Below are 26,349 nucleotides of genomic sequence, written 5' to 3'. Positions count from 1 at the left end.
TTGTCGTTCGCGCAGTTGCTCGATGCGATCAGTCGACTCACAACGCGTGATCCCGGAGCCGTTGCGTACGAACACGAAGGGGTCGGGGTCACCTGGGTAGAACTCGACACGCGCCTGGGTTTGCTGGCCGCACCGTTGGCGGATCGGGGAATGGGCCCGACCGAGGTGTTGTCCGTCGCCATCTCCGGCTTGTCCCCGACGATTGCCGCTGCGGGCGGTGCCTTGACGAGGGCCGTCGGGGAGGTGCAGGCGGTGGTCGAGGCGGAGTCCGCCGCGACCACGACCGCGATGCTGCCCGATCTGTTCGACACTCAGGTGGGGGCCACACCTGATGCGGTGGCGCTCATCTGCGAAGAGACAACGTGGACGTACGGCGAGTTCGATCGGCGGGTCAACCGGCTGGCACGCCACCTCATCGGGATCGGTGTCGGCCCCGAAATCCCGGTGGTGATGGGCGTTCGACGCTCACTGGACATGATGGTGGCGATCTACGCGATCGTGAAGGCCGGTGGCGCCTACGTGCCGGTCGACCCGGATCATCCCGCGGCGCGAGTTGCGGAGGTCATCTCGTCGGTTGCCCCGCTCTGCGTGGTCGCCCGGGATGTTGACGGTCTGACGGTTCCTGCCGGAGTGACTGTCGTCGATCCGGATCTGCTGGATCTGTCGGCTCACGACGACGGCCCGATCGCCGACTCCGAGCGCCGAGCGCCGCTGCGGGCGGACAATCCGGCGTACGTGATCTTCACCTCCGGGTCGACCGGTCGTCCCAAAGGTGTTGTGGTGTCGCACCGTTCGGTCGGGGAGTTCTTGTCTCGGCGGCAGCAGGTCTACGGTGTCGGACCGTCCGATTGCATGTTGCAGAAGACCCCGGTGACGTTCGACGCCGCGGTGCGTGAACTGTGGTGGCCATTGGTCAGCGGAGCGCGGCTGGCAATCGCCACCGCTGACGGGCAGCGGGACCCGAGGTACCTCGCCGCCGCGGTCGATCGTCACGGCGTGACAGTGATGCACTTCGTGCCGTCCATGCTGGCGGTGTTTGTTGACGCACTGCAACCGGGGGAGGGACAATCCCTCCGCGAGATCCTCAGCGGCGGAGAGCAATTGACGTCGCAACTCCTCGGGCAGATTCGTGCCAAACTGGATGCCTCGGTGAGCAATGAGTATGGCCCAACGGAGTTCACGGTGTCGGGCACCCGGTATGCGAGCGCCGACGACGACTTGTCGCTACCGGTGGTTGCCATCGGCACCCCGTACGCGGGTCTGCGTGCTCACCTGCTCGATCGCCGACTTCGGGAGGTCCCACCCGGCATTCCAGGCGAGATCTATCTGGCGGGTCCGCAGATCACGCGGGGGTACGTCAGCCGCCCGGACCTGACCGCCGCACGCTATGTGGCCGATCCGGCGGGCCCGGCGGGCGAGGTGATGTACCGGACCGGTGACGAGGCCCGGCGGCGACCCAACGGCGATCTCGAGTACCTGGGCCGCACTGACTTCCAGGTGAAGTTGCGTGGGTTCCGGATCGAACTGGGTGAGGTCGAGACGGTACTCGCCCGGGTGACCGGTGCGGTCCGAACCGTGGTCGTGGTCAATACGGACGACTCGGGATTCGAGCGACTGATCGGCTACGTCGTCCGTCCGACCTCGGATGTCGAAGACACCGACGCTGTGCGAAGTCACCTGGCAGAGTTCCTGCCGGACTACATGATTCCGGCCACGATCATCGCGCTCGACGAGCTGCCGTTGACCGCGCACGGGAAGCTCGACCGAAAAGCACTGCCGCAGCCGCACGCCGCGAGATCGACCACCCCGTACCGGGAGCCGAGCACATCAACGGAGATCGCGGTCGCCGCTGTCTTCGCGGAAGTCCTCGGCGTGGACCGGGTGGGTGCGGACGACTCGTTCTTCGACGTCGGTGGAAACTCACTGTCTGCGACGCGGGTCGTGGCCCGGGTCAATTCCATGCTCAACTCGGATATCGGGCTGGCCGAGCTGTTCAAGAACCCGACGGTGACGAGCTTCGCCGTCGTCGGCGAATCGGCAGCGGGTTCGGTCGATCGTCCGCGCCTGGCACCTCGACTGCGTCCTGATCATCCGCCGCTCTCGCTGGCCCAGTCCCGAATGTGGTTCATCAATCAATTCGACACCTCCTCGCCCGCATACAATCTGCCGCTGGCGGTGCGGTTGACCGGAACAGTCGATCTCGATCTCATCGCGAATGCGGTCCGGGGTGTCATCGAGCGGCATGAGGCATTGCGCACTGTTTTTCCGTCCGGTGAAGACGGGCCGTGGCAGCAGGTTCTCCACCCGACCCAGGTCGATCTCGCCCTCGACCCGATCGACGTTGCCGACGAGGAAGAACTGCGGAACCGGCTGGCCGCGTTGGCATCACAAGGTTTCGACGTGACCGCTCAGGTTCCTGTTCGACCGGCCATCTTCCGACTCGGACCGACCTCGCACGTGCTGGTCCTGGTGTTGCACCACATCGCGGCCGACGGTGCGTCCATGTCGCCGCTGGCGCGGGATCTGGTCACCGCATACCTGGGGTGCTCGATCGATGACGGCCCGCAGTGGGAGCCGCTTCCCGTGCAGTACGCCGATTATGCTCTCTGGCAACGTGAACTGCTCGGGTCCGAGTCCGAGCCGGACTCGCTGGTCTCGCGGCAGATCTCCTACTGGACCGACGTCCTGGCGGATATACCCGCGGTGCTCGACCTTCCGACCGATCGGCCTCGGCCCATCCGTCCCTCGATGCTTGGCGGGCGCGCGGACTTCATCATCGACCGGCCCCTGCACCAGCGGGTCGCCACAGTGGCGCGGGACTGCGGCACAACGGAGTTCAGCGTATTGCACACAGCGTTTGCGCTCACGCTGTCCGCACTGTCCGGCATGGACGACATCGTCATCGGTACACCGATCGAGGGCCGTGGAGAGCGGGAACTGGACGGACTCGTCGGGATGTTCGTCAACACGCTCGCACTTCGCACCAGGATCAAACCGGAGGCCACGTTCGCAGACTTGTTGCGGGCCACCGCTGACACCGACCTCGGCGCCCTGGCTCATGCTGATGTTCCATTCGAGCGGTTGGTGGAAGTGCTTGCGCCGGAGCGCACGACCGCCCACACGCCGATCTTTCAGGTCACACTGGCCTTGCAGAACAACGAGCCGCCGGTACTGGACGCGCCGGATCTGTCGGTGGCCGAGTACGACAGTGGAGTCACGTTTGCGAAGTTCGATATACAGCTGGCCCTGAATCCGACGGTTGCCGGTGGTCTGGAGGGGATGTTCGTCTACGCCGCGGACCTGTTCGACCAGGCGTCGATCCAGAAACTCGCCGAGCGCTTCGTTCGGATCCTGAATCAGGTTGTCGCGCAGCCCGACGTCATCGTCGGACGGATCGGTGTGCTTTCCGATTCCGAGATCGCGGAATTGTGTCCGGTTGTGGGCCGGGCCGGCGAAACCGCGGTTACATTCGGCGAACTTCTTCATTCGGCAGTGAGCGTCGATGAGAATGCGGCGGCGGTGATCTGTGACGACGAAGTCCACAGCTACCGTGAACTCGACCGACGGTCGAGCGCGCTGGCGCAGATCTTGATCTCTGGCGGGGCTCGCGCCGATCAGTTCGTCCCACTGGCTCTTCCGCGTTCATTCGACGAACAGGTCGGGCTGTGGGCAGTGGTCAAATCTGGCGCCGCCTTTGTCCCTGTCGACCCGGCCTACCCGCGTGAGCGCATCGATCACATGATCACCGACTCCGGGGCGGCAATCGGCGTCACCCTGGCCGAACATCGCTCGCAGCTACCCGATTCGGTGCGGTGGGTGGTACTGGACGACCCGGAGACCCGACAGGTGCTGGACGAAGCCGCGGCGACGGGCGGTGACATCCCGGTTCGCGTGTCGCCACAGCGCATCGACAATGCGGCGTACATGATCTACACCTCGGGCTCGACCGGGCTGCCCAAGGGCGTGGTGGTCACCCATCGGGCCATGGCGAACTTTGCCGCGGAATTGCGGGAGCGATACTCGGTGACATCGCAGGCCCGAGTGCTGCATTTCTCGTCGCCGAGCTTTGACGCATCGATGCTCGAGTTGTTGTTCGCGGTGTCGGCCGGGGCAGCCCTGGTGATCGTGCCGCCAGGTGTGTACGGCGGTGACGAACTGTCGCGGGTGATCAGCGGGTCCGCGGTCACCCACGCGTTCATCACACCGTCGGCGTTGGCCACCATCAATGCCTGCGAGGCCGATTCGCTACAGGAGTTGGTGGTCGGCGGCGAGGCCGTACCCGAGCATCTGCTGACGGATTGGGCGCCCGGCCGTCACTTCCACAATGGTTATGGTCCCACCGAGACCATCATCATGGTGACCATGTCGCGTCGGCTGCAACCCGACGACGCCATGACGATCGGTGGTCCGATACGCGGTGTCGCGGCGATGGTTCTCGACAGGGGCCTGCGTCCGGTTCCGATCGGGGTGAGCGGCGAACTGTATATAAGCGGGCTGCACATGGCCCGCGGATATCATCGCCGCGCCGGATTGACCAGCGGCCGGTTCGTGGCGAACCCGTTCGGGGAGTCCGGAACCCGGATGTATCGGACCGGTGACGTCGTCCGGTGGATGACCGATCCGGCAGGAGAACTGAACCTTGAGTACCTGGGCCGCAGTGACTTCCAGGTGAAGGTGCGTGGTTTCCGGATCGAGCTCGGAGAGATCGACGCAGTTCTGCAGGCCCACAAGACCATCGAATTCGCGGTGACCCAGGGCCGCACCGGACCAACGGGTGCCACGGTCCTGGTGTCCACGGTTGTTCCGGTGGAAGGTTCTACCGTCGACACCGACGAACTGCTCCGCCATGCCGCCGAATCCCTTCCGGAGCATATGGTTCCGTCCGTTGTCATGGTTCTCGATTCGGTACCGATGACGGTGAACGGCAAGCTCGACCGCGCGGCGCTGCCGGAGCCCGATTTCGAGGCCATCGCGAGCGAATCGTATATGGCGCCTGCTTCGACGCTCGAAGAGATTCTGGCCGGCGTGTTCGCCGAGGTGCTGGGGGTGCCGAGAGTCGGGGTGACGGATTCCTTCTTCGCGCTCGGCGGCGACAGCATCGTGTCCATCCAGCTCGTCTCGCGAGCCAAGGCCGCGGGTGTCCAGATCACCGCGCGAGATGTGTTCGAGCGCAAGACAGTTGCCGGATTGGCCGAAGTGGCCGTTCTACAGTCCGCGGACATGACACCGGTGCTCGAGGAGCTCGACGGAGGCGGGGTCGGCGAGATGCCACTGACCCCGGTCATGCATTGGGCTCTCGAGCGTGGAATGGGCGATCGCTTCTCGCAGGCGGTGATGGTCACACTGCCGGTGGGTATTGATCACTCCACGCTCGTTGCGATACTCCAGCGGGTTGTCGACAGCCATGACATGCTTCGCGCCCATCTTGTCGCCGCGGACGGGGCGGCTCCGAAGCTGGTGGTCGCCGAGGTCGGTGGAATCGAGGTGGGACCGGCGATCACGAGGGTGGAGTTCGACGCCGACGCGATGCCGTCATCCGAGGGCTTCGCTGCACTCGCTCGCACGGTCCTCGATGAGGCCGCGGACCGGCTCGATCCTGCCGGAGGCATCCTGGCCCGGTTCGTGTGGTTCGAACCGGCCGCAGGCGTCGACGGAAACGGACGACTGCTGCTGGTTCTGCACCACCTCGCGGTCGATGGGATCTCCTGGCGGGTACTCGTTCCCGCGTTGGCCGGTGCCTGGGCCGAACTGACGGCCGACGTGACCCTCGACCTCGGCGCAGAGGTGACGTCGATGCGGCGGTGGTCTCATGCGTTGACCGTGCAGGCGACCGAGCCGGGCCGCATCGATGAACTGCCTTACTGGCAGTCGGTGTCCGATCCCGTCGAATCAGCCATCGGCGCACGTGCTCTGGACCCGGCCACCGACACCACGCGGACCGCACAGAAGCATTCGGTCACCCTGCCCGCGGAACTCACCGAGGCGTTGACCACGGCGGTTCCGCGTGCGTACAGAGCCGGCGTCCAAGACGGTCTGCTGGCTGCGCTCGCGCTGGCGATTGCCGCCTGGCGCCGTGACCGCGGTGTTGCCGAGCGACGGGCTCCGTTCGGAATCACTCTCGAGGGCCACGGCCGCGAAGAGAGTGTGGCCCCGGGCGCGGACCTGTCGAAGACCGTCGGCTGGTTCACCACGGTGTATCCGATCCGCCTGGACATCGGTGGTGTGGACATCGACGAGGCGTTGGCAGGTGGCCCCGCGGCAGGCGGGTTGATCAAGGTGGTCAAGGAGACCCTGAGATCGGTCCCCGACAACGGGATCGGCTACGGCCTTCTGCGCTATCTGAACCCCGAGACCGGGCCGGTTCTTGCGGCAGCGTCCGACCCGCAGGTCAGTTTCAACTATCTGGGGCGGTTCGGTGGTCAAGAGATCACCGACGAGATGACCGAGCACGGTTGGGTTCCGGTGGTCGAGGGCCAGAACCTCGGTGGTGCGACCGATCCCGACATGGCGCTCGGCGCCGCGGTCGATGTCAACGTGTCGGTGCTCGGTGGCGGAACACTGTCCACAACGTTCACCTACGCCGCGAATCTGTTCACCGAACACGAGATCGTTGCTCTGGCCGAGCACTGGACCACCGCGGTCTCGGCCATTGCCCGCCACGCCACACAACCCGATGCGGGCGGATTGACTCCCTCTGACCTGTCCCTCCTTACTGCGACCCAGGCGCAACTGGATTCACTGGAGAAGGGCCACCCCGGCATCGCCGACGTGTGGCCGCTTTCGCCGTTGCAGCACGGAATGCTGTTCCATGCGTTGATGGCTCGCGAATCGACGTCGGTGGTCGATGTGTACGTCGCGCAGTTCGTCCTCGGTCTCGACGGGCTGCTCGATGTCGAACGGCTCGGCCGAGCCTGCAATGCGCTGTTGGAGCGGCATCAGAGTATGCGGTCGACGTTCGTCATCGACGAAGACCTGGGCGCGGTCGCGCTGGTACGCACTGATCTGAACGTTGTTGTCGAGGTTCATGATCTGACGATGATCGACGACGCCGAAAGGGTTGCCGAGCGCGACCGGATCTTGTCTGCCGACCGGGCGACCGGTTTCGACATGTCGGCGGGCCCACTGATCAGACTCGCCGCATTGCGTTTGGCATCAGATCGCTGGGATGTGGTGATCACCAACCATCATGCGATTCTTGATGGTTGGTCGACGCCCCTCGTGCTGCGCGAGCTGATGGTGCTCTATGCCACCGATGCCGACCAATCGTCGATGCCTGTCACCCGCCCGTACAGTCTCTACCTGCATTGGTTGCAGCAGCAGGACCGCGCCGCCTCGACGGCGGCCTGGCAGCGGGCACTGTCCGACGTCGATGGACCGACGTTGCTCTCACCACAGTCACGAGGCCGTGACCATGCCGCGGTGCCGGGCGTGGTCAGGCGTGAACTCACCGCCCACGAGACGCAGCAGGCCGCGGCACTCGCCGGCCGACTGGGTGTCACGATGAACACCCTGGTGCAGGGTGCGTGGGCAATCGTGCTGAGCGCCATGACGAACCGTGCCGACGTGGTCTTCGGATCAACCGTCTCCGGCCGGCCCCCGTCGATCACCGGCGTGGAGTCGATGATCGGTCTGTTCATCAACACCGTGCCGGTGGCGGTCCGCGTCGACAACGCGCTCGAGGTGGCCGAGTTCCTGCAGCGGTTGCAGAGCGCTTCGTCGAACATGCTCGACCATCAGTACCTGGGGCTGGCGGACATCCATCGCCACGGTGGCACCGGGGCGGTCTTCGACACCGCGGTCCTCTACGAGTCCTATCCCGTGGACAGTGCCGGGGTCGGCGGTGGTGTGGACATCGCCGGCGTTCGGCTGCGCAATGTGGAATCCGCTGCCGCGAGCCACTTTCCGTTGTCGATCGTGGCGGCGAACACCGATCGTCTGCACTTCGCCGCGAAGTTCGCGCGCGAGAGTTTCACCGAGGCCGTCGCCGACTCGCACCTCGATCGACTGCTGCGGGTGCTGAGGTCGTTCATCGCTGATCCGGTGGCGAGACTGGCCGCGCTACAGCCGGCCTCGCCGGAGGAACGGATCGCGGAGCTCCGGTGGAACCCGTCGCCGGAGCCGATCGGGGGCCGGACGCTGGTCGACCTCTTCGAGGACCAGGTTGCCCGAACGCCCACCGCCACCGCACTCATCGGCGACGGCGAGGTCCTGACATACGCGGAGTTCGACTCTCGCGTCAACCGGCTTGCCAGAGTGCTGATCGGCCACGGAGTCGGCCCCGAGAAGCGGGTCGCGCTGGTCATCGAGCGGTCGACGGAATTGATGATCGCGATCTATGCCGTCGCGAAGGCAGGTGCCGCGTACGTCCCGGTCGACGTCGACGCCCCGCCGGAGCGCATCGAACACATGATGCGCGCGTCGGAAACGATGTTGACTCTCACCACCTCGAAGCGACCACTGGACGTCCCCGGCGACAGTCCGGTCCTCGAGATCGACTCGCTGGCAGATGAACTCGCGCGCCACGCTGATGCGCCGATCGATGCTCTCGAACGGCACTCGCCGCTGCGCTCCGAACATCTGGCCTACGTGGTGTTCACGTCCGGATCAACCGGCCTGCCCAAGGGGGTGGAGGTCACCCACGGCTCCGTGGTGAACATGGTGCAGTGGCGGCAATCGGTCTATCGGTTAGGAGCCGATGATCGGCTTCTCCAGAAGACGCCGTTCACCTTTGACGCGTCGGTGCGCGAGCTGTGGTGGCCCCTGACGCACGGTGCGGCGCTGGTGATCGCGACCCCGGATGGCCATCGCGATCCGCGTTACCTCGCCGAGGCGGTATCGCGCCATCGGATCACCGCAATGCACTTTGTCCCCTCGATGCTCGACGTCTTTCTCTCCGCCGTCGAACCAGAAGAGATCTCGGCGTTACGAATGGTCTTCTGCGGCGGTGAAGCACTGTCGGTGACGTCCCTGAACCGTTTCCGGTCGATGTCGATCGCGTCGCTACACAATGAGTACGGGCCGACCGAGTCGACGGTGACCTCCACCCGACTGCAGACCACCGCCGACGACGTCTTGCACGGATCGGTGGGAATCGGGTTCCCGGTGGCGAATGTGGTCGCGCGCGTGCTCGATCGGGCGCTGCGCGAAGCTCCTCCGGGTGCGGTGGGAGAGCTCTATCTCGGCGGCGTTCAGCTGGCCCGCGGATATGCCTCGAAGCCGGTGCTGACCGCGGAACGTTTTGTTGCCGATCCGCAGGGCGAGCCCGGTGCGAGGCTCTATCGCACAGGCGATCTGGCGATGCGTCGATCAGATGGAACCCTGGACTACCTCGGCCGGGCCGATCTGCAGGTCAAGCTTCGCGGCATCCGAATCGAACTCGGCGAGATCGAGGGTGTACTCGCCTCCGACGACCGGATTCGGCATTGCGCCGCGGCGCTCAAGACGAGTCCGCAGGGTGTTGATCGGCTCGTCGCCTACGTGGTCCCGGAGACCACGGGGAGTGAACCGGAGGATCTGCTCGAACGTGCACGAGCGGTGTTGCCTGCGGCCTTGGTCCCATCGGCGGTTGTCGTCCTGACCGAACTGCCGCTCACCGTCAACGGCAAACTCGACCGGCGCGCCCTTCCCGATCCGCAGTTCGGCAGTGCGGCAGCCGAATATCGGGCACCGGTCACCGTGTACGAAGAGATGGTGGCGTCGGTCTTCGGTGAGGTGTTGGGCCTCGAACGGGTGTCCGTCGACGACCGGTTCTTCGACATCGGTGGTGACTCGTTGATTGCGACCCGGGTCATCGCCCGCCTCAACGCCGCCGGCGATGCGCGACTGGGGCTGCGCGATCTGTTCGAGGATTCGTCGGTCGCCGGACTGGCCTCCCGACTCGGCCGCAGCGCGGGAGAAGGGCGATCGCGGACACCGCTGATCGCCACCGTGCGACCAGCCGCGATCCCGCTCTCACTCGCACAGCAGCGGATGTGGTTCCTGAATCAGTTCGACACCGCCTCACCGGTCTACAACATCCCGGTCGCGATCAGGCTCACCGGAAGCCTCGACATCGACGTCCTCTCGGCTGCGTTGCTCGATGTGCTCGAGCGACACGAATCGCTGCGTACGGTATTCCCTGATTCCGGAGCCGGACCCCACCAGCACATTCTCGATGTGGTCGATGCGGACATCGATGTCGCCCGGATCAATTGCGGTGAAGATGACCTCCCGTTGCGGATGATCGAGTTCTTCTCGCAGGGGTTCGATGTCGCGAAACGTATTCCGTTGCGGGTTGCGCTGATCGAGTTCGGTACTGATGAGCACGTGCTGTTGATGTCGATCCATCACATCGCCTCCGACGGAGCATCTCGCGCTCCGCTGGCCAGGGACCTGGTCACCGCCTACGTCGCGCGAATGCAGGGCGGCGCGCCTGCATGGGTGCCTCTGGCAGTGCAGTATGCCGACTTCAGCGTCTGGCAACGGAACTGGCTCGGTTCCATCGACGACCCGGCATCGGCTGCCACCGAGCAACTGGATTTCTGGCGGGCCGAGCTCGCCGACCTGCCGACGGTGCTCGAACTGCCCACCACGTACCCACGTCCACCGGTGCAGTCGTTCCGGGCGGGCACCGTCGACTTCACAGTTGACGCGGCGACCAGGGCCGGCCTCAGTACGATCGGTACCGACAGTGGTGCAACACTTTTCATGACCGTTCATGCCTGTCTGGTGGTGCTGTTGTCTCGACTCAGCGGTGGTGACGACATCGCGGTGGCGACCCCGGTCGCCGGGCGTGGCGAACGTGAACTCGACGACCTGATCGGGATGTTCGTGAACACCCTGGTGCTGCGAACCCGCACCGATCCCGATCTGCGCTTCATCGATCTGCTGCAACAGGTGCGGGAGTCCGACCTGGCTGCCTTCAGTCATTCCGAGTTGCCGTTTGAACAGCTGGTCGAGGCCCTGAACCCGGAACGTTCCCGGTCGCACTCACCGTTGGCGCAGGTGGCGCTGGCGTTCCAGAACGTCGAACGGGCTGAGCTGAACCTCCCCGATCTCGTCATCAAGCCGGTCGAATCCGGCTTGGAGACAGCGAAATTCGACCTCCAGCTGATGATGATCGAGCGTGACACCGAGGACGGTCCCGCGCTGGACGCGACGCTCACCTATGCGGCCGACCTGTTCGATCCGGCGGCCGCGAGACGTTTCACCGATTACTTCGTGCGCGTGTGTCGCGCCGTGGCCGATGACATCACGGTGACCGTCGGAGCCCTCGAACTTCTCGACGGGGCCGAACGCAGGGAAGTGGTCCCCTATAGCGCGGGTCCGAATCCGGAGCCGATGACGCTTGACGCCCTCATCTCGCGGGGCGCCGATCTGTACCCGGATTTGCCCGCCGTTCTCGAGAACGATCGGTCGATCACCTATCGCGAACTCGACGCCGAGTCGAATCGGCTGGCTCGCGTGCTCATCGAACGCGGTGCCGGGCGCGAGAAGTTCCTTGCGGTCGCGCTTCCGCGGTCGATCGAGTGGGTCACCACGGTGTGGGCGGTCGGAAAGGCGGGTGCGGCTTTCGTCCCACTCGACTCGTCGTACCCGATGTCGAGGATGCAGTTCATCGTCGCCGATGCCGGGGCACGGTTCGGTATCACGACCGCACAGTTCCGGGACTCGTTGCCTGCCGATATCGAGTGGCTCGTCCTCGATGATCCCTCGACGCTGCAGGAACTCGAGCACCTCTCGAGCGCGCCGCTGACCGATGCCGATCGCACTGCGGCGTCGGTCGACAATGTGGCGTACACCATCTACACCTCGGGCTCGACCGGGAAACCAAAGGGCGTGGTCGCCACCCATCGCGGCCTGTCAGGTGTTTTCGAAGCCATAAGGAAACGGGTGACCCGTGGTGATGCGGCGGTCCGTACCGCCCTGTTCTCCTCGCCAGGGTTCGACGGCGCGATCTTCGATCTGCTGCTCGGCGCGAGCGGCGGCAATACGATGGTTGTCGTCCCGCCGGGGATTTACGGCGGCCGAGAATTGGCAGGCCTGCTGCAGGACAAGGCCGTTGAGATGGCGTTCATTCCGCCTGCCGCGTTGGCGACGGTTGATCCGGCTGGTCTGGACACCTACCGAACCGTGGTCCTCGGCGGTGAGACAACACCACCGGAACTGATCGAGGCATGGGCCGAAGGCAGGGATGTACTCAACATGTACGGCCCGACCGAGACAACCATCATCTGCACGGTCAGCGTTCCGTTGCGCCGCGATCGCCCGGTCGACATCGGAGCACCGTTCCGGGGTATGCAAGCCGTGGTGCTGGACTCCCGGCTGCGCCCGGTGCCTATCGGTGTCAACGGCGAGCTCTACATGATCGGCGGCGGACTGGCCAGGGGATACCAGAACCGCCCCGGCCTGAGCGCAGGCACCTTCGTCGCGAATCCTTTTGGCCCTGAAGGCAGCCGGATGTATCGGACGGGCGATGTGGTCCGCTGGGTGATCAACGACGACGAGTACGTGATCGACTACATCGGCCGGGTGGATTTCCAGCTCAAAATTCGCGGATTCCGTATCGAGTTGAGTGAAATCGACTCTGTGCTGACGCGTCATCCGAATGTCGGGATGTCGACAACCGTGGATGTGCGGACTCCCAGCGGGTCGGTTGCGTTGGTCGCCTACGTCACGCGCGCCACCGGTGTGGCCATCGATCCGAAGGAATTGCGGTCGCACGCGCGGCGAGAATTGCCTTCGCACATGGTGCCCGCCGCGTTCGTCGAGCTGGACTCGATGCCACTGACCACCAATGGTAAGACCGATCGCCGGGCGCTTCCGGCGCCGGTATGGGAGACCGACGGAGAATTCCAGATTCCGCGGACACCGATCGAGGAGATAGTCGCCGGGGTGATTGCCGACGTGCTCGGTGTCGAACGGGTCTCCAGCGATGCGGACTTCTTCGAGCTGGGCGGGAACTCACTGTCGGCGACCCGCGTCGTCGCCCGGGTCAACCAGGCCCTCGACGTCGAACTCGGGGTGCGGACCATCTTCGACGCTCCGACAGTGTCCGGAATCGCCGCCGCCGCATCGGTTGCGACCAAGCGTGAGTCCGGTCATCCACCGCTCACGCGACGGACTCGTCCGGCCCGGATCCCGTTGTCGATGGCGCAGCAACGGATGTGGTTCCTCAACCAGTTCGACACCACGTCGGCGGCTTACAACATTCCGATGGCGGTCAGGTTGACGGGAGCGCTCGACCTCGACGCGCTACGTGTTGCGATGGATGACGTTCTGGCACGCCATGAATCGCTGCGAACGGTGTTTCCCTCCGGTCCCGAGGGCCCCGAGCAGCGGGTGTTGTCCGTGGTCGATGCCGGGGTGTCGCTGAACATCGTGGAGATCTCCGAAGACGAGGTGATCGCGGCGGCGATTGCGTTCGGCCGACAGGGTTTCGACGTCACCGAGTCGGTGCCGTTGCGTGCCGCACTGTTCGGTATCGGTCCCGACGACCATGTACTCGTCGTGGTGGTGCACCACATCAGTGCCGACGGCGCATCGATGGCGCCGCTCGCCCAGGACGTGATGTTGGCGTATCTGTCACGCGCGCAGCAGGGAAGCGATCCCGATTGGCAGCCGATGCCCGTGCAATACGCGGACTTCAGTCTGTGGCAGCAAGAGGTGCTCGGCTCGGAAAACGACACCGAATCGGTGATCTCCCGGCAAATAGGATACTGGCGGGGGACTTTGGCCGATCTCCCCGATGTGCTCGAACTGCCGACGGATCGACCTCGGCCACCGGTGCAATCCACCACCGGGCAGCGATTGCCGTTCTCGGTTTCGGCGGAGCTCGCGAAGGCGGTCGAAGGCATCGCCCGGAACACCGGTACCACCCCGTTCATGGTGCTGCAGACGGCATTTGCGGTATTGCTCGCCCGGATCTCCGGGTCCGGCGACATCGCCATGGGCACCGCGATCGCCGGGCGGGGTGAGCAGGCGCTCGACCGACTGGTGGGAATGTTCGTCAACACGCTGGTGCTGCGGACAACGGTGGACGGCAATTCGACGTTCACGCAGACGCTCGCGGCCGTACGGGATGCGGATCTCGGCGCGTTCTCTCACGCCGACGTGCCGTTCGAGCGGGTGGTCGAGGTCCTCAATCCGCAGCGGTCCACGGCCTATGCGCCATTGGCTCAGGTGTCCTTCGGATTCGAGAACGTCGAGCGTCCCGCACTCGACCTGCCGGATCTGAGTATCAGTCCCTTGCCGGTCGAATTGTTCGAGGTGAAATATGACCTGGAACTCTCGCTGTCGCCCAAGGTCGACACCGACGGTACGCAGTCGGGGTACTCAGGTGTATTCGCTTATTCCACTGCGCTGTTCGATCGGCCGACGATTGCGGCGATGACCGAGCGCTTTCTTCGCGTGCTTGCAGCCGCAGTTACCGAGCCAGACCTGCGGGTCGGGGACATCGACATCTTCGACGACCGCGAGCGGGCTCTGGTCCTCCACGAGCTCAACGACACCGTGACCCCGGTGGCCGAACGCGTACTGACCGACTTCCTCAGTGCCGGAGTCGATGTGGCACCGCAGGCTCCGGCAGTCACGTTCGAGGACAGGACCCTGGACTACGTGTCGTTCTCCGCCCGGGTCAACGCACTGGCCCGACTGCTGATCACACAGGGTGTCGGACCAGAGGTGACCGTGGTCGTGGCGGTGCGCCGGTCGATCGAGATGATGGTCGCGATTTACGCGGTGATGGAGTCGGGCGGCGTGTACGTGCCGGTCGATCCCGATCAGCCCCGAGAGCGGATCGCCGAGGTCGTCGACCAGGCTGCGCCGGCCTGCGTGCTCACCAACGCACCGGACCAGATGGAACCGGTGGTCGACTGCACCGTCATCGATATCGACCGGGTGGACCTGTCAGGGTTCGACGACGGGCCGTTGGACGATACCGGACGCCGAACTCCGCTTCGTCCGCAGAACTCCGCATACGTGATCTTCACCTCGGGTTCGACCGGTAAGCCCAAGGGTGTGGTGGTGACCCATGCGGCCGCGGTGAACCAGATTCGTTGGATGAGTGCCCGGCTGGAGTGCTCCGCGCAGGACACCTTCCTCCAGAAGACCCCGCTCGTGTTCGATGCGTCGATCTGGGAGTTGTTCGTGCCGTTCGCATGTGGCGGACATCTCGTGATCGCCAGGCCAGACGGTCACCGGGATCCGGAGTACCTGATCGAGATCGTCCGCCGGTGGAATGTCGCTCTACTCGATTTCGTTCCTTCGATGCTCGCGATCATGCTGAGCGAGAAGCAGCCGGCACTGCCCGAATCGGTGCGCGGTATCGCGGTGGGCGGCGAAGCCCTGCCGGAGTCGCTGGCACAGCGATTCCTCGAACACAATACGGCGTACCTCGACAATCAATATGGACCCACCGAGGCGACCGTCACCGCGACAACTCATCGGCTCGACGGCACGGAGTCGGGCGCTGTACCGATCGGAACACCGGTGTGGAACACCCGGGCATACGTACTCGATGCCCGCCTGCGGCCCGTGGTGCCGGGAACCGGTGGTGAGCTGTATCTCGCCGGAATCCAGCTGGCCCGAGGCTATCTGGGGCGGCCAGATCTCACGGTAGACCGGTTCGTGGCCGATCCACTCGGTGATGCAGGTACCGTCATGTATCGCACCGGCGACCTGGCGCGGATCAATCGGTACGGCCAACTCGAATACCTCGGACGGACCGATCACCAGATCAAGATCAGGGGTCTGCGGATCGAGCTCGGCGAGATCGAGGCGGCGGCGGCCCGGCATGACTCTGTCGGGCTGGTTGCGGTCCTGGCTGTGCAGAGTGAGCACGGACGCAGGCTGGCGGCATATGTGACGCCCGCCGACGGTGCCGCGATCGACGTGGCCGCCCTGCGCACTGCGATCGCCGCGTCGTTGCCGGACTACATGGTCCCCGATTCGTTCACGGTGCTCGAGAGCATGCCGATCTCGGCCAACGGAAAGTTTGATCGCAAGGCGTTGCCCGAGCCCGTCTTCAACGTCGAGAGCGCTGCTTTTGTGGCGCCCGCATCGGACGCCGAGGTCAAGATCGCTGCGGTGTTCGCCGAGGTGCTTGGCCGGGACCGGGTGAGCGCGGTGGAGTCATTCTTTGCCCTCGGCGGCGACAGCATCATGTCGATTCAGCTGGTATCCCGCGCGAAGGCGCTCGGCATCGGTCTGACCGCACGGGATGTGTTCGAACACAAGACCGTTGCCGCGCTGGCGACGGTGGCGACCGATCTCGCAGACGATCAACGGAACATGATCGCCGAACTTCCCGGTGGCGGTGTGGGGGAGCTACCCCTGACACCGATCATGGCCGCGTTCGGGTCCGCACCCGGCGGGCACAAGCGTTTCTCGCAATCGAATTTCGTGACCCTGCCGCACGGCATCGATCAGACGACCATCGAATCGGTGGTCGATGCGGTGGTATCGCATCACGATGCACTGCGGCTGCGTTGGGTGCGGGGGGACGACGGCACAGTGGGGCATCTGCGTGTCGAGGAACCGCAACCCGAACAGGGTCGGTCGATACTGCATCGAGTCCGGTTCGAAAGTCTGCCCGGTACAGACGATTTCGAGGCCCTGGTTCAGCGCGAGTTCAGCTCGGCCGCCGATCGATTGGATCCTGAGGCGGGAATCGTCGCTCAGTTCGTATGGTTCGACCCGGCCGCCGAATTGCGCAGCAATGGACGCCTGTTGATCGTGATCCACCATCTGGCGGTCGACGGTGTCTCGTGGCGCGTCCTGTTGCCTGATCTGGCTGCGGCCTGGGGAGGCATCCTGGCCGGTGACGGACCCAGGCTGCAACCGGTGGGTACGTCGCTGCGCAGATGGGCGCACGGGCTGGCCGAGATGGCGAACACACCTGACCGGCTGGCCGAATTGGGCTTCTGGCGCACCGTGATCGACGTGGACGACCCGTTGCTGGGGCAGCGGGCCCCCGACCCCGGTTCCGACACGGTCGGAACGACCGAGCGCGTGCGGTTCGAGCTCTCGGAGGAGGCGACGCGAGTGCTGATCACCGCGGTCCCAGAAGCCTTCGGCGGCAGCGTCAATGACGGACTGCTGGCCGGATTCGCGTTGGCTCTTGCTAAGTGGAGGTCGAGGCGGGGCCGGTCGGCCGATCACGTCTACCTGCAGCTGGAGGGCCACGGTCGTGAGGAAGGGGCACTGCCGGGGGCCGAGATCGGCCGCACGGTCGGCTGGTTCACCACGGCATACCCACTCCGTCTCGATCTGGCCGGACTCGATGTCGACGGCGCGCTGGCCGGCGGTGACGATCTCGGCCGGCTGATCAAGGCAACGAAGGAAAATCTCCGATCCGCACCCGACAACGGCATCGGCTGGGGTCTGCTGAGGTATCTCAACGACGAGACGGCCGCAGAATTGACCGGACCGGAGCCACAGATCAGTTTCAACTATCTCGGTCGCACGTCGGCGATCGAGTTCACCGACGAGATGCGGGAGATCGGTTGGGTTCCGGCCCGCGACGGCGGTGAACTGGGATCGTCGCTCGACCCGGACATGCCGGTCCCCGCTCTGGAGATCAACGCTGTCGTGTCCGAGCGCGAAGGCGCGGAACGGCTGTCGGCAGCCATCGACTTTCCCGTCGGTTTGTTCACGCGGACCGAGGTCGGGGAGTTGGCTGCGGCGTGGTCATCGGCGCTCGAACAGGTTGCCCGATACGCGTCCGCACCAGGGGCAGGTGGCCGGACGCCGTCCGACTTCGGTCTGGTCACGCTGACGCAAGGTGAGATCGAGGCGCTGGAACGGGCGTTCCCGGATCTCGAAGACATCTGGCCGCTCTCACCACTGCAGCGGGGCATGCACTTTCATGCCTCCCTTGCCGAGGGGGCGGTGGACGTGTACTCGGCGCAGATGTCGCTCCACCTGGCCGGAACGGTCGACCCCGAGCGGCTACGTCGCAGTGCACGGGCATTGATCGCACGTCATCAGGCCTTCCGAACCGCCTTTGTCACCGACGGGACCGGAAACACGGTGCAGGTCGTCCTCGATGACGTTGACATCCCCTGGCGCACAGTGGATTGCACGGATCCTCTCGGTGCCGGGGTCGAGAGGACCCGGGCCGACATGGCGGCTGCCGATCTACGGGCACCCTTCGACATGGAGAAGCCGCCGTTGATGCGGTTCACGCTGCTCCGAACCGCCGCCGATCGGTACGAACTGTTGGTCACCAATCACCACATCGTGATCGACGGTTGGTCAACACCATTGGTCATCAAGGAATTGCTCGTCCTGTATGCGACCGGAGGCGACGCCTCGGTCCTGCCCGCGCCACGCTCGTACCGTGACTTCCTGTCGTGGCTGGCGGGACGGAAGCCGGAGGAATCGCGGCAGGCTTGGGTCGATGCCCTGGGCGGTGTCGAAGGGCCGACGCTGCTGATCTCCGGTGATCGCGGTCGCAGGCAACACGAAGGTGTCGCAGAACTCCATGCGAGCATCACCGAGGAGACCACGACGATGCTGCAGGCCCGGTCCAGGGCGCTCGGTGTCACACCGAACACATTTGTGCAGACCGCCTGGGCGATCGTGCTGAACGCGTTGACCGGACGATCCGATTGCGTTTTCGGAGCGACGGTTTCAGGTCGGCCCGCCGATGTGGCGGGCGTCGAGTCCATGATCGGGTTGTTCATCAACACGATTCCGGTTCGGGTGCGGGTCAAGGCCTCGGAGACGGTCGATCAGCTGCTCGCCAGGGTGCAGGTCGAGCAGTCGACATTGCTCGATCATCAGCACGTGGGGTTGGCCGACATCCAACGGGCGGTTGGCGAGGCCGCGCAGTTCGACACGTTGGCCGTCTTCGAGTCGTTCCCCGTCGACATGGCCGGTGCCACAGCCGAGACCGACATCGCCGGAATGCGGGTTACCGGGTTCAGCGGACAGGACGCCGCCCACTATCCGGTGACTTTGACCGCCAGCATGCGCGGAGCCTTGAAGTTCAAGTTCAGCTATTCGCCCGAACTGGTCGATGAACCCACCATGGAGCGCATCTCAATGCGACTCCTCGCGGCACTGACGGCCCTGATCACTGCGCCCGACGTGCCGGTCGGAGCGATAGATCTGCTCTCCGGTGACGAACGCGCCCAGTTGCAGCAGGTCAGTGGCGCACCCGCCGAACCGGCTGTGGTTCTGCCCCAGATGCTCGCCGCAGCGGTTCAGGCTGCCGGAACAGAGTCCATCGCCCTGGTACTCGGTGACAGACGAGTCACCTACGGGGAGCTGGATCGCTGGTCGAATCGCCTTGCGCGCGAGCTCATCGCGCTCGGGGTCGGCCCCGAGGTCGCAGTTGCCTCCGCACTGCCGCGTTCGGTGTACTCGAATCTTGTGCTGTGGGCTGTCGCGAAGGCCGGCGGCGTCCTGGTCCCGATGGATCCGGCCTACCCGGCCGACCGTATCGAACACATGGTCCGTGATTCGGGTGCCCGGATCGGTTTGACGATCGAGGCGCATCGCACCCACCTGCCTGCCGCCACAGAGTGGTTCGTTCTCGACGATCAGCAGTTCGAGATGCAGTGCTCGACGCGACCTGACGAGCCCCTCCTGCCGGAAGAACGTCCGCGCCGGCTGCAGATCGACAACGCCGCCTACATGATCTACACGTCCGGATCGACCGGCCTGCCCAAGGGCGTGGTGATGTCGCACGCGGGTCTGGCGAACTTCGCCGCCGAGCAAGCCGCACGATACGCGCTGACCAAACGTTCACGGGCACTACATTTTTCGTCACCCAGCTTCGACGCGTCGATGCTGGAGTTGTTACTTGTCGTCCCGGTGGGTGCGGTGCTGGTGATCGTGCCTCCGGGTGTCTACGGTGGCGACGAACTCGCGACGACCATCGCGGAGCACCGCGTCACGCACGCGTTCATCACACCGGCCGCCCTGGCGACGCTCGATCCCGCTGGGCTGGACAGTCTGCAACACCTGGTGGTCGGCGGTGAGGCCGTGCCGAACCGGTTGGTCGAGATCTGGGGACCGGATCGGCAGTTCTACATCGGTTACGGCCCGACCGAGACCCAGATCATGGTGACGATCAGCGATCGGATACTCCCCGGTGACCGACCAACGATCGGTAGCCCGATCCGCGGTGTGTCGGCTTCGATACGGGATGGGTTCCTGCGCCCGGTGCCGGTCGGTGCGCCCGGTGAGTTGTACATCTCCGGGATACAACTGGCACGTGGCTATCACGCCAGGAGCGGGTTGAGCGCAGAGCGTTTCGTCGCCGACCCCTCTGATCCCGGTCGGCGGATGTATCGAACCGGAGACGTGGTCCGTTGGGTCCGAACACCATCCGGCGCGCTTGAGGTCGAATACATCGGCCGCAGCGATTTCCAGGTCAAGGTACGCGGTTTCCGCATCGAACTGGGGGAAATTGACGCGGTCCTCGCCGAGCACGATTCGGTCGAGTTCGTCACGACCCAGGGCGTCCAAGGTCCTTCGGGGGCAACGATGTTGGTCTCGTACGTGGTGCCCTCCGTTGGCACGACGGTGGGTTCGTCGGCGCTGATGACGTTCGCCGGCCGATCGCTGCCCGCGCACATGGTGCCTGCGGTGGTGATGGTGCTCGACGAGATGCCGCTGACCGTCAACGGAAAGGTCGACCGAAAGGCGCTGCCGCACCCGGCTTTCGAGGAGTCGGCCCAGGAGTATGTCGCACCGAGCACGCCAACCGAGGAGATCCTGGCCGCCGTGTTCGCCGATGTCCTCGGTGTCGAACGGGTCGGTGTCACCGACTCCTTCTTCTCCCTCGGCGGCGACAGCATCATCTCGATCCAGCTGGTATCCCGCGCCAAGGCGGCCGGTGTCCTGATCTCGGCGCGCAACATATTCGAGCACAAAACCGTTGCCGAAATTGCCCGGGTGGCGACCATGAGTGCCGACGCGGCGGTCACGGTTCTCGAAGAGCTGCCCGGTGGTGGCGTCGGTGAGATGCCCGCAACCCCGATCGTGCGATGGATGATCGAGCGAGGTGGCGGGCACAACCGCCTGATCATGCCGCTGTACGTGGCGCTGCCCGAATCCATCGACCACGCACAACTCGTGGACACACTCGCGGCGGTGGTCGATCACCACGACATGCTCAGGGCCTCGCTCTCATACGAGGACGGCACGATCAATGTCCGGGATCGTCAGGTGCTCGATATCGCAGGCATGATCGAACGCGTCGAGTTCGGCGCTTCGGCAGCTCCCGGGACGCCGGCGTTCGCCGAATTGGTCGAACCTGCCTTCGATCGTGCGGCCGCCCAACTGGATTTGGCCCGGGGGCAGGTGTTGCGGCTGGTGTGGCTGCAACCCGAACCCGATGTGTCCGGTGGCGGCCGGTTGTTGATCGTCGCCCATCACCTGGTCGTCGACGGTGTGTCCTGGCGGGTTCTCGTCGAGGATCTGGTGACGGCATGGCAGGCGGTTTCGCAGAACCAGCCGCCGCAACTGAAACCGGTCGGTACCTCCATGCGTCGTTGGGCGCACGCTCTGTCGGAGCAATCCGTCGATCCGGACCGGGTCGCCGAACTCGGCTTCTGGTCGAATCTGCTGGAACAGGGCAGCGCCGATATCGGCGGGCGTCCGCTCGATCCGGCTCTGGACGTGTTCGGCACCGTGGAATCGGTGAAGCTACAACTACCCGAGCATGTGACCGACGCGCTTCTCACCACGGTCCCAAGGGTTTTCGGTGGCGGGGTCAACGACGGTCTGCTGGCCGTCCTCGCGATCGCATCGATCGCCTGGCTACGCGACCGCGGGGTCCACACCGACGCAACCACGATCAAACTCGAAGGTCATGGCCGAGAGGAAGAGGTCGTCTCCGGAGCCGACCTGTCGCGGACGGTGGGATGGTTCACCACCATGTTCCCGCTGGGGCTGGATCTGACCGGCGTCGACATCGATGACGCGCTGGCAGGTGGGCCTGCGGTTGCCGATGCCGTGAAATCGATCAAGGAACAGCTCTTGGCGGTACCCGACAAGGGCATCGGCTACGGGATGCTGCGATACCTGAATGCAGATACCGCGCATCACTTGTCGGCCTATCCGCAACCTACGATCGGGTTCAACTATCTCGGCCGGATCGGTACCGAGAGCGCGTCGGGTGCAGTCGGATGGTTGCCGGCGCCAAGCGGTGAACTCGCCGCATCGGCAGGCCCGGATCCAGACATGCCGGTGGCCGCCGCTATCGACATCAACGCCGCGGTGACCGGCGATCGACTCGAGGCGACGTTCGCGTTCCCGAACACACTGCTGCGCGAGTCCGAGGTGCGATCGCTCACCGATTTGTGGATCCGGGCCGCGAAAGCAGTTGCCGAGTGGTCGTCGAGTGCGTCCGGCCGGGTGTTCACACCGTCGGATCTGCCGCTGGTGAATCTCGATCAACGCGCCGTCGACATGCTTGCGATCGACTATCCGTCGATGACCGACGTGTGGTCGCTGTCGCCGTTGCAACGTGGGATGTTGTTCCACGCCAGGCTCGCCGAGGGTTCGCTCGACGTGTACACCTCGCAGGTGATCCTTCGATTGGGGGGTACCGTCGACATCGGTCGGTTGCGCGCGGCGGCTGCGGCGCTGCTCGATCGCCATCCGAATCTGCGTGCCGCGTTCCGCGATGATCTCTCCGATGAAGCCGTCGCGGTCATCGTCGAATCCGCCGTGGCTCCGTTCGCAGAGCATGATCTGCGCGCCGATCCCGATGCCGAGGACGTCCGTGCTGCGATCCTCGACGAAGACAGGAATCGCCGATTCGAGATGCACGCGCCACCGCTGATGCGGTTCACGGCAATCCGGCTCGATGCCGATCGGGTCGACTTCGTGATGACGAGCCACCACATCCTCCTCGATGGCTGGTCCATGCCGCTGATACTGCGTGAGCTGTTCACGCTGTATGCCACCAGCGGCGATGCCACGGTGCTGCCTGCGCCTCGTTCATACCGGGGGTTCCTGCAGTGGCTTGCCTGCCGGGATCTGGCGGCGTCGGTGGAACATTGGGCTGCGGCGTTGTCCGAGGTCACCGAGCCCACGTTGCTGGCGCCGGCAAATCGTGCCCGCGAGCAGCAGAGCATGCCCGGTGAGATGCTCCTCGAGATCAGTCCGGAGCGGACGACGGAGCTCGATGCGGTCGCCAAACGCCTTGGGGTGACGATGAACACGGTCGTCCAGGCGGCCTGGGGTCTGGTGCTTTCGCGACTGACCGGCCGGGATGACGTGGTATTCGGTGCCACTGTTTCGGGTCGGCCAGGCCACCTCGAGGGTGTGGAGTCGATGATCGGCTTGTTCATCAACACACTGCCCGTCCGAGCCCGGATCAACAGGTCCGAGACACTCGCCGACTTCCTGGTGCGGTTGCAGGTCGAGCAGTCCGAACTGGTCGAACACCACTACGTGGGGTTGCCGGTGATCGCCGGACGCGTCGGGGCCGGAGCCGGTTTCGACACGCTGACGGTCTTCGAGTCCTACCCGGTCGATGCCGTGGCATCAGGCTCGGTCACCGACATCGACGGTTTGCGGGTGCTCGATGTGTCCGGTGTGGACGCGAACAACTTCCCCCTGTCGCTGTTCATCACTGCGGGCGACCGAGTGCGCCTGCAGGCGAAGTTCCTCGCCGATGTGTTCACCCATGACGAAGTCGATGTCATCCTGGCGCGGGTTGATCACATGCTCGCCCAGATCGCCGCTCAGCCCGACGTCCCGGTCGGCCGGGTCGACGTGCTGGTCCCGGCCGAGCGCGAGCAACTCGCGGGATTCAACGCAACCGAGGTCGACGTTCCGGACCGCACTCTGGTCGACCTGTTCGATGCACAGGTGCTCCGCACCCCGGACGCCGACGCCCTCGTCTTCGAAGGCGAGGTGCTGAGTTACGCCGAATTCGATTCCCGCGCAAACCGTCTCGCGCGCCATCTCATCGGGATGGGTGTCGGGCCCGAATCGAAGGTCGCCATCGCAATGCGGCGGTCACTGGACCTGCTGGTGGGGATGTACGGGATCATCAAAGCCGGGGCGGCATACGTCCCGATCGACCCCGACCACCCGGCGGATCGGACCACCTACGTTCTGCAGATCGCGGATCCGGTGTGTGTGCTGACGACCGTCGGTGACGGAATCGACATCTCGGCGGATTTCGCGGTCGTCGAGATCGACACCCTTGATCTCTCCGATCTGCCCGCCGGCCCGGTCACCGATGTCGACCGCATCGCGTCGCTGCGGCCCGGCAACACCGCATACGTCATGTTCACCTCGGGTTCCACCGGAAAGCCGAAGGGTGTGGTCATCACCCATCGCGCGATCGTCAACCAGTTGCTGTGGAAGCAATCCGAGTACCGGCTCGGGACCGACGACGTGGTGTTGCAGCAGATAGCGATGACGTTCGACGTGTCGGTCTGGGAGTTCTTCTGGGGACTGCAGAACGGTGCCACCCTGGTGATCGCCAAACCCGACGGACACAAGGACATGCGCTATCTGGCATCGCTCATCGAGCAGTACGGGATCACGACAGCAACGTTCGTCCCGTCCCCGTTGGGAGTGTTCGTGGCCGAGGCGGATCCGTCCGCGCTGCGCACCTTGCGCCACGCGTTCGTGATCGGTGAGGCGCTGCCGCCGGAGACCGCGGAGCGCTTCCGTGAACTGTGTTCGGCGAGCCTGAACAACATGTACGGTCCGACCGAAGCGGCCGTCAGCGTGACGAATTGGCAAGTTGGACAGGCGGATACGCAGACAGTTCCCATCGGTGTGCCACAGTGGAACGTCACCGCCCACGTGCTCGACTCCGGTCTGCGACCGACCCCGGCCGGTGTGGCCGGTGAGCTGTACCTCGGTGGCACCCAGCTGGCACGTGGCTATCTGCAACGTCCGGGGATCACCTGCGACCGGTTTGTCGCCAATCCGTTCGGGCAGCCGGGGGAGCGGATGTACCGGACCGGCGACCTGGTGCGCCGCCGGGCCGACGGGGCCCTGGAGTACATCGGACGCACCGACTTCCAGGTCAAACTGCGCGGCCAGCGTATCGAACTCGAGGAGATCGAATCGGCGGTGCTGGCCTATACCCCGATTCGCCAGAGCGCGGTGCTGGTACACAAGGATCCGCGGACCGGGGACCACCTGATCGCTTACGTGATCGCGCACCGGGGCGCCGACCTCGACACAGAACAATTGCGAGCCGTTGTGGGTCGTTCGCTGCCGAAGTACATGGTGCCCGATGCGGTTGTCGTGCTCGACGAGTTCCCGCTGAACCCGAGTGGCAAGCTGGACCGGAAACTGTTGCCGCTACCCGAGTTCCATCGGATCGGAGAGTACGTGGCGCCGGCCACCGAGATCGAACGCATCGTCGCGGACGTGCTGGCCGAGGTTCTGGGGCTCGAAAGGGTGTCGGCGGACGCGTCGTTCTTCGATCTCGGCGGTAACTCGCTGTCGGCCACGCGACTTGTCGCGCGGCTGACCGACGCGCTCGGTACACCGATGTCGCTGCGGGCGATCTTCCTCGATCCGACCGTGACCGGGATCGCGGCAAGTGCAGAATCCGGAGGTGGTTCGTCCGCCGGTGTATTCGATGTCATGCTGCCGATTCGAGAGCAGGGCGCCGGTAATCCGGTGTTCTGCATCCACCCGGTGCTCGGGCTGGCCTGGGCGTATCGGGGGCTGATCGACGCAATGGATCCCGCGATCCCGATCTATGGTGTCCAGTCACCGGCAGCGACCGGTCAGTGGAATCCGGAATCGGTCGAGGAGATAGCGGCCAGATATGCCGATGAGATCCGCGCGATCCGGCCTGATGGTCCGTACCGGTTGCTGGGTTGGTCGCTCGGTGGCGTGATCGCTCACGCGGTCGCGGCACGACTGCAGGACGAGGGGCAGCAGGTCGAGATGCTCGTGATGTTCGACAGCTTCCCAGGGGAGTCGGCCAAAGTCCTCGGGGAGGAGGGTGTCGCACCCAGCGAGATCATCGCCGGGCTGGGACTGCCCGCCGAGATGGGGGTCGATCCGGTTCTGGATTCTCCCGACATCGTCGCCGGGAAACTTCGGGAAGCCGGCGGTCCGGCATTTGCAGATGTCACCGCGGAGTGGCTCGAGAACATGATCGCGACGGCCACGCAATCCATGACGTTGATGCGCCGCTATGAACCGCGGACCGTCGACGGCGATCTCCTGCTGTTCACGGCGGGCTCGGGGCGCGACGACGACACCATCGCACCGCGCGCATGGCGAGGCGCCGTGTCGGGAGAGGTGGTTCACCACAGCGTCGAGGCCACGCACTGGGCGATGATGAGCGCGGACGCGCTGGCACAGGCGGGCCCGATGTTGGCAGAGTTCCTCGCCGACAGGTCGAGTAGTGTTGACCGGTGA

General features: G+C 65.0%; 1 protein-coding gene. It reads left to right on the top strand.

Annotated elements, in window-relative coordinates; all coding sequences use genetic code 11:
• Entirely contained in the window at nt 1-26,349 is a 26,349-nt protein-coding gene (locus tag AC1TQG_RS02940) for a non-ribosomal peptide synthase/polyketide synthase (RefSeq protein WP_482135441.1), read from the top strand.

Source organism: Williamsia sp. Y844, from assembly GCF_056786475.1.
This window is presented reverse-complemented; position numbering and strand designations above follow the sequence as displayed.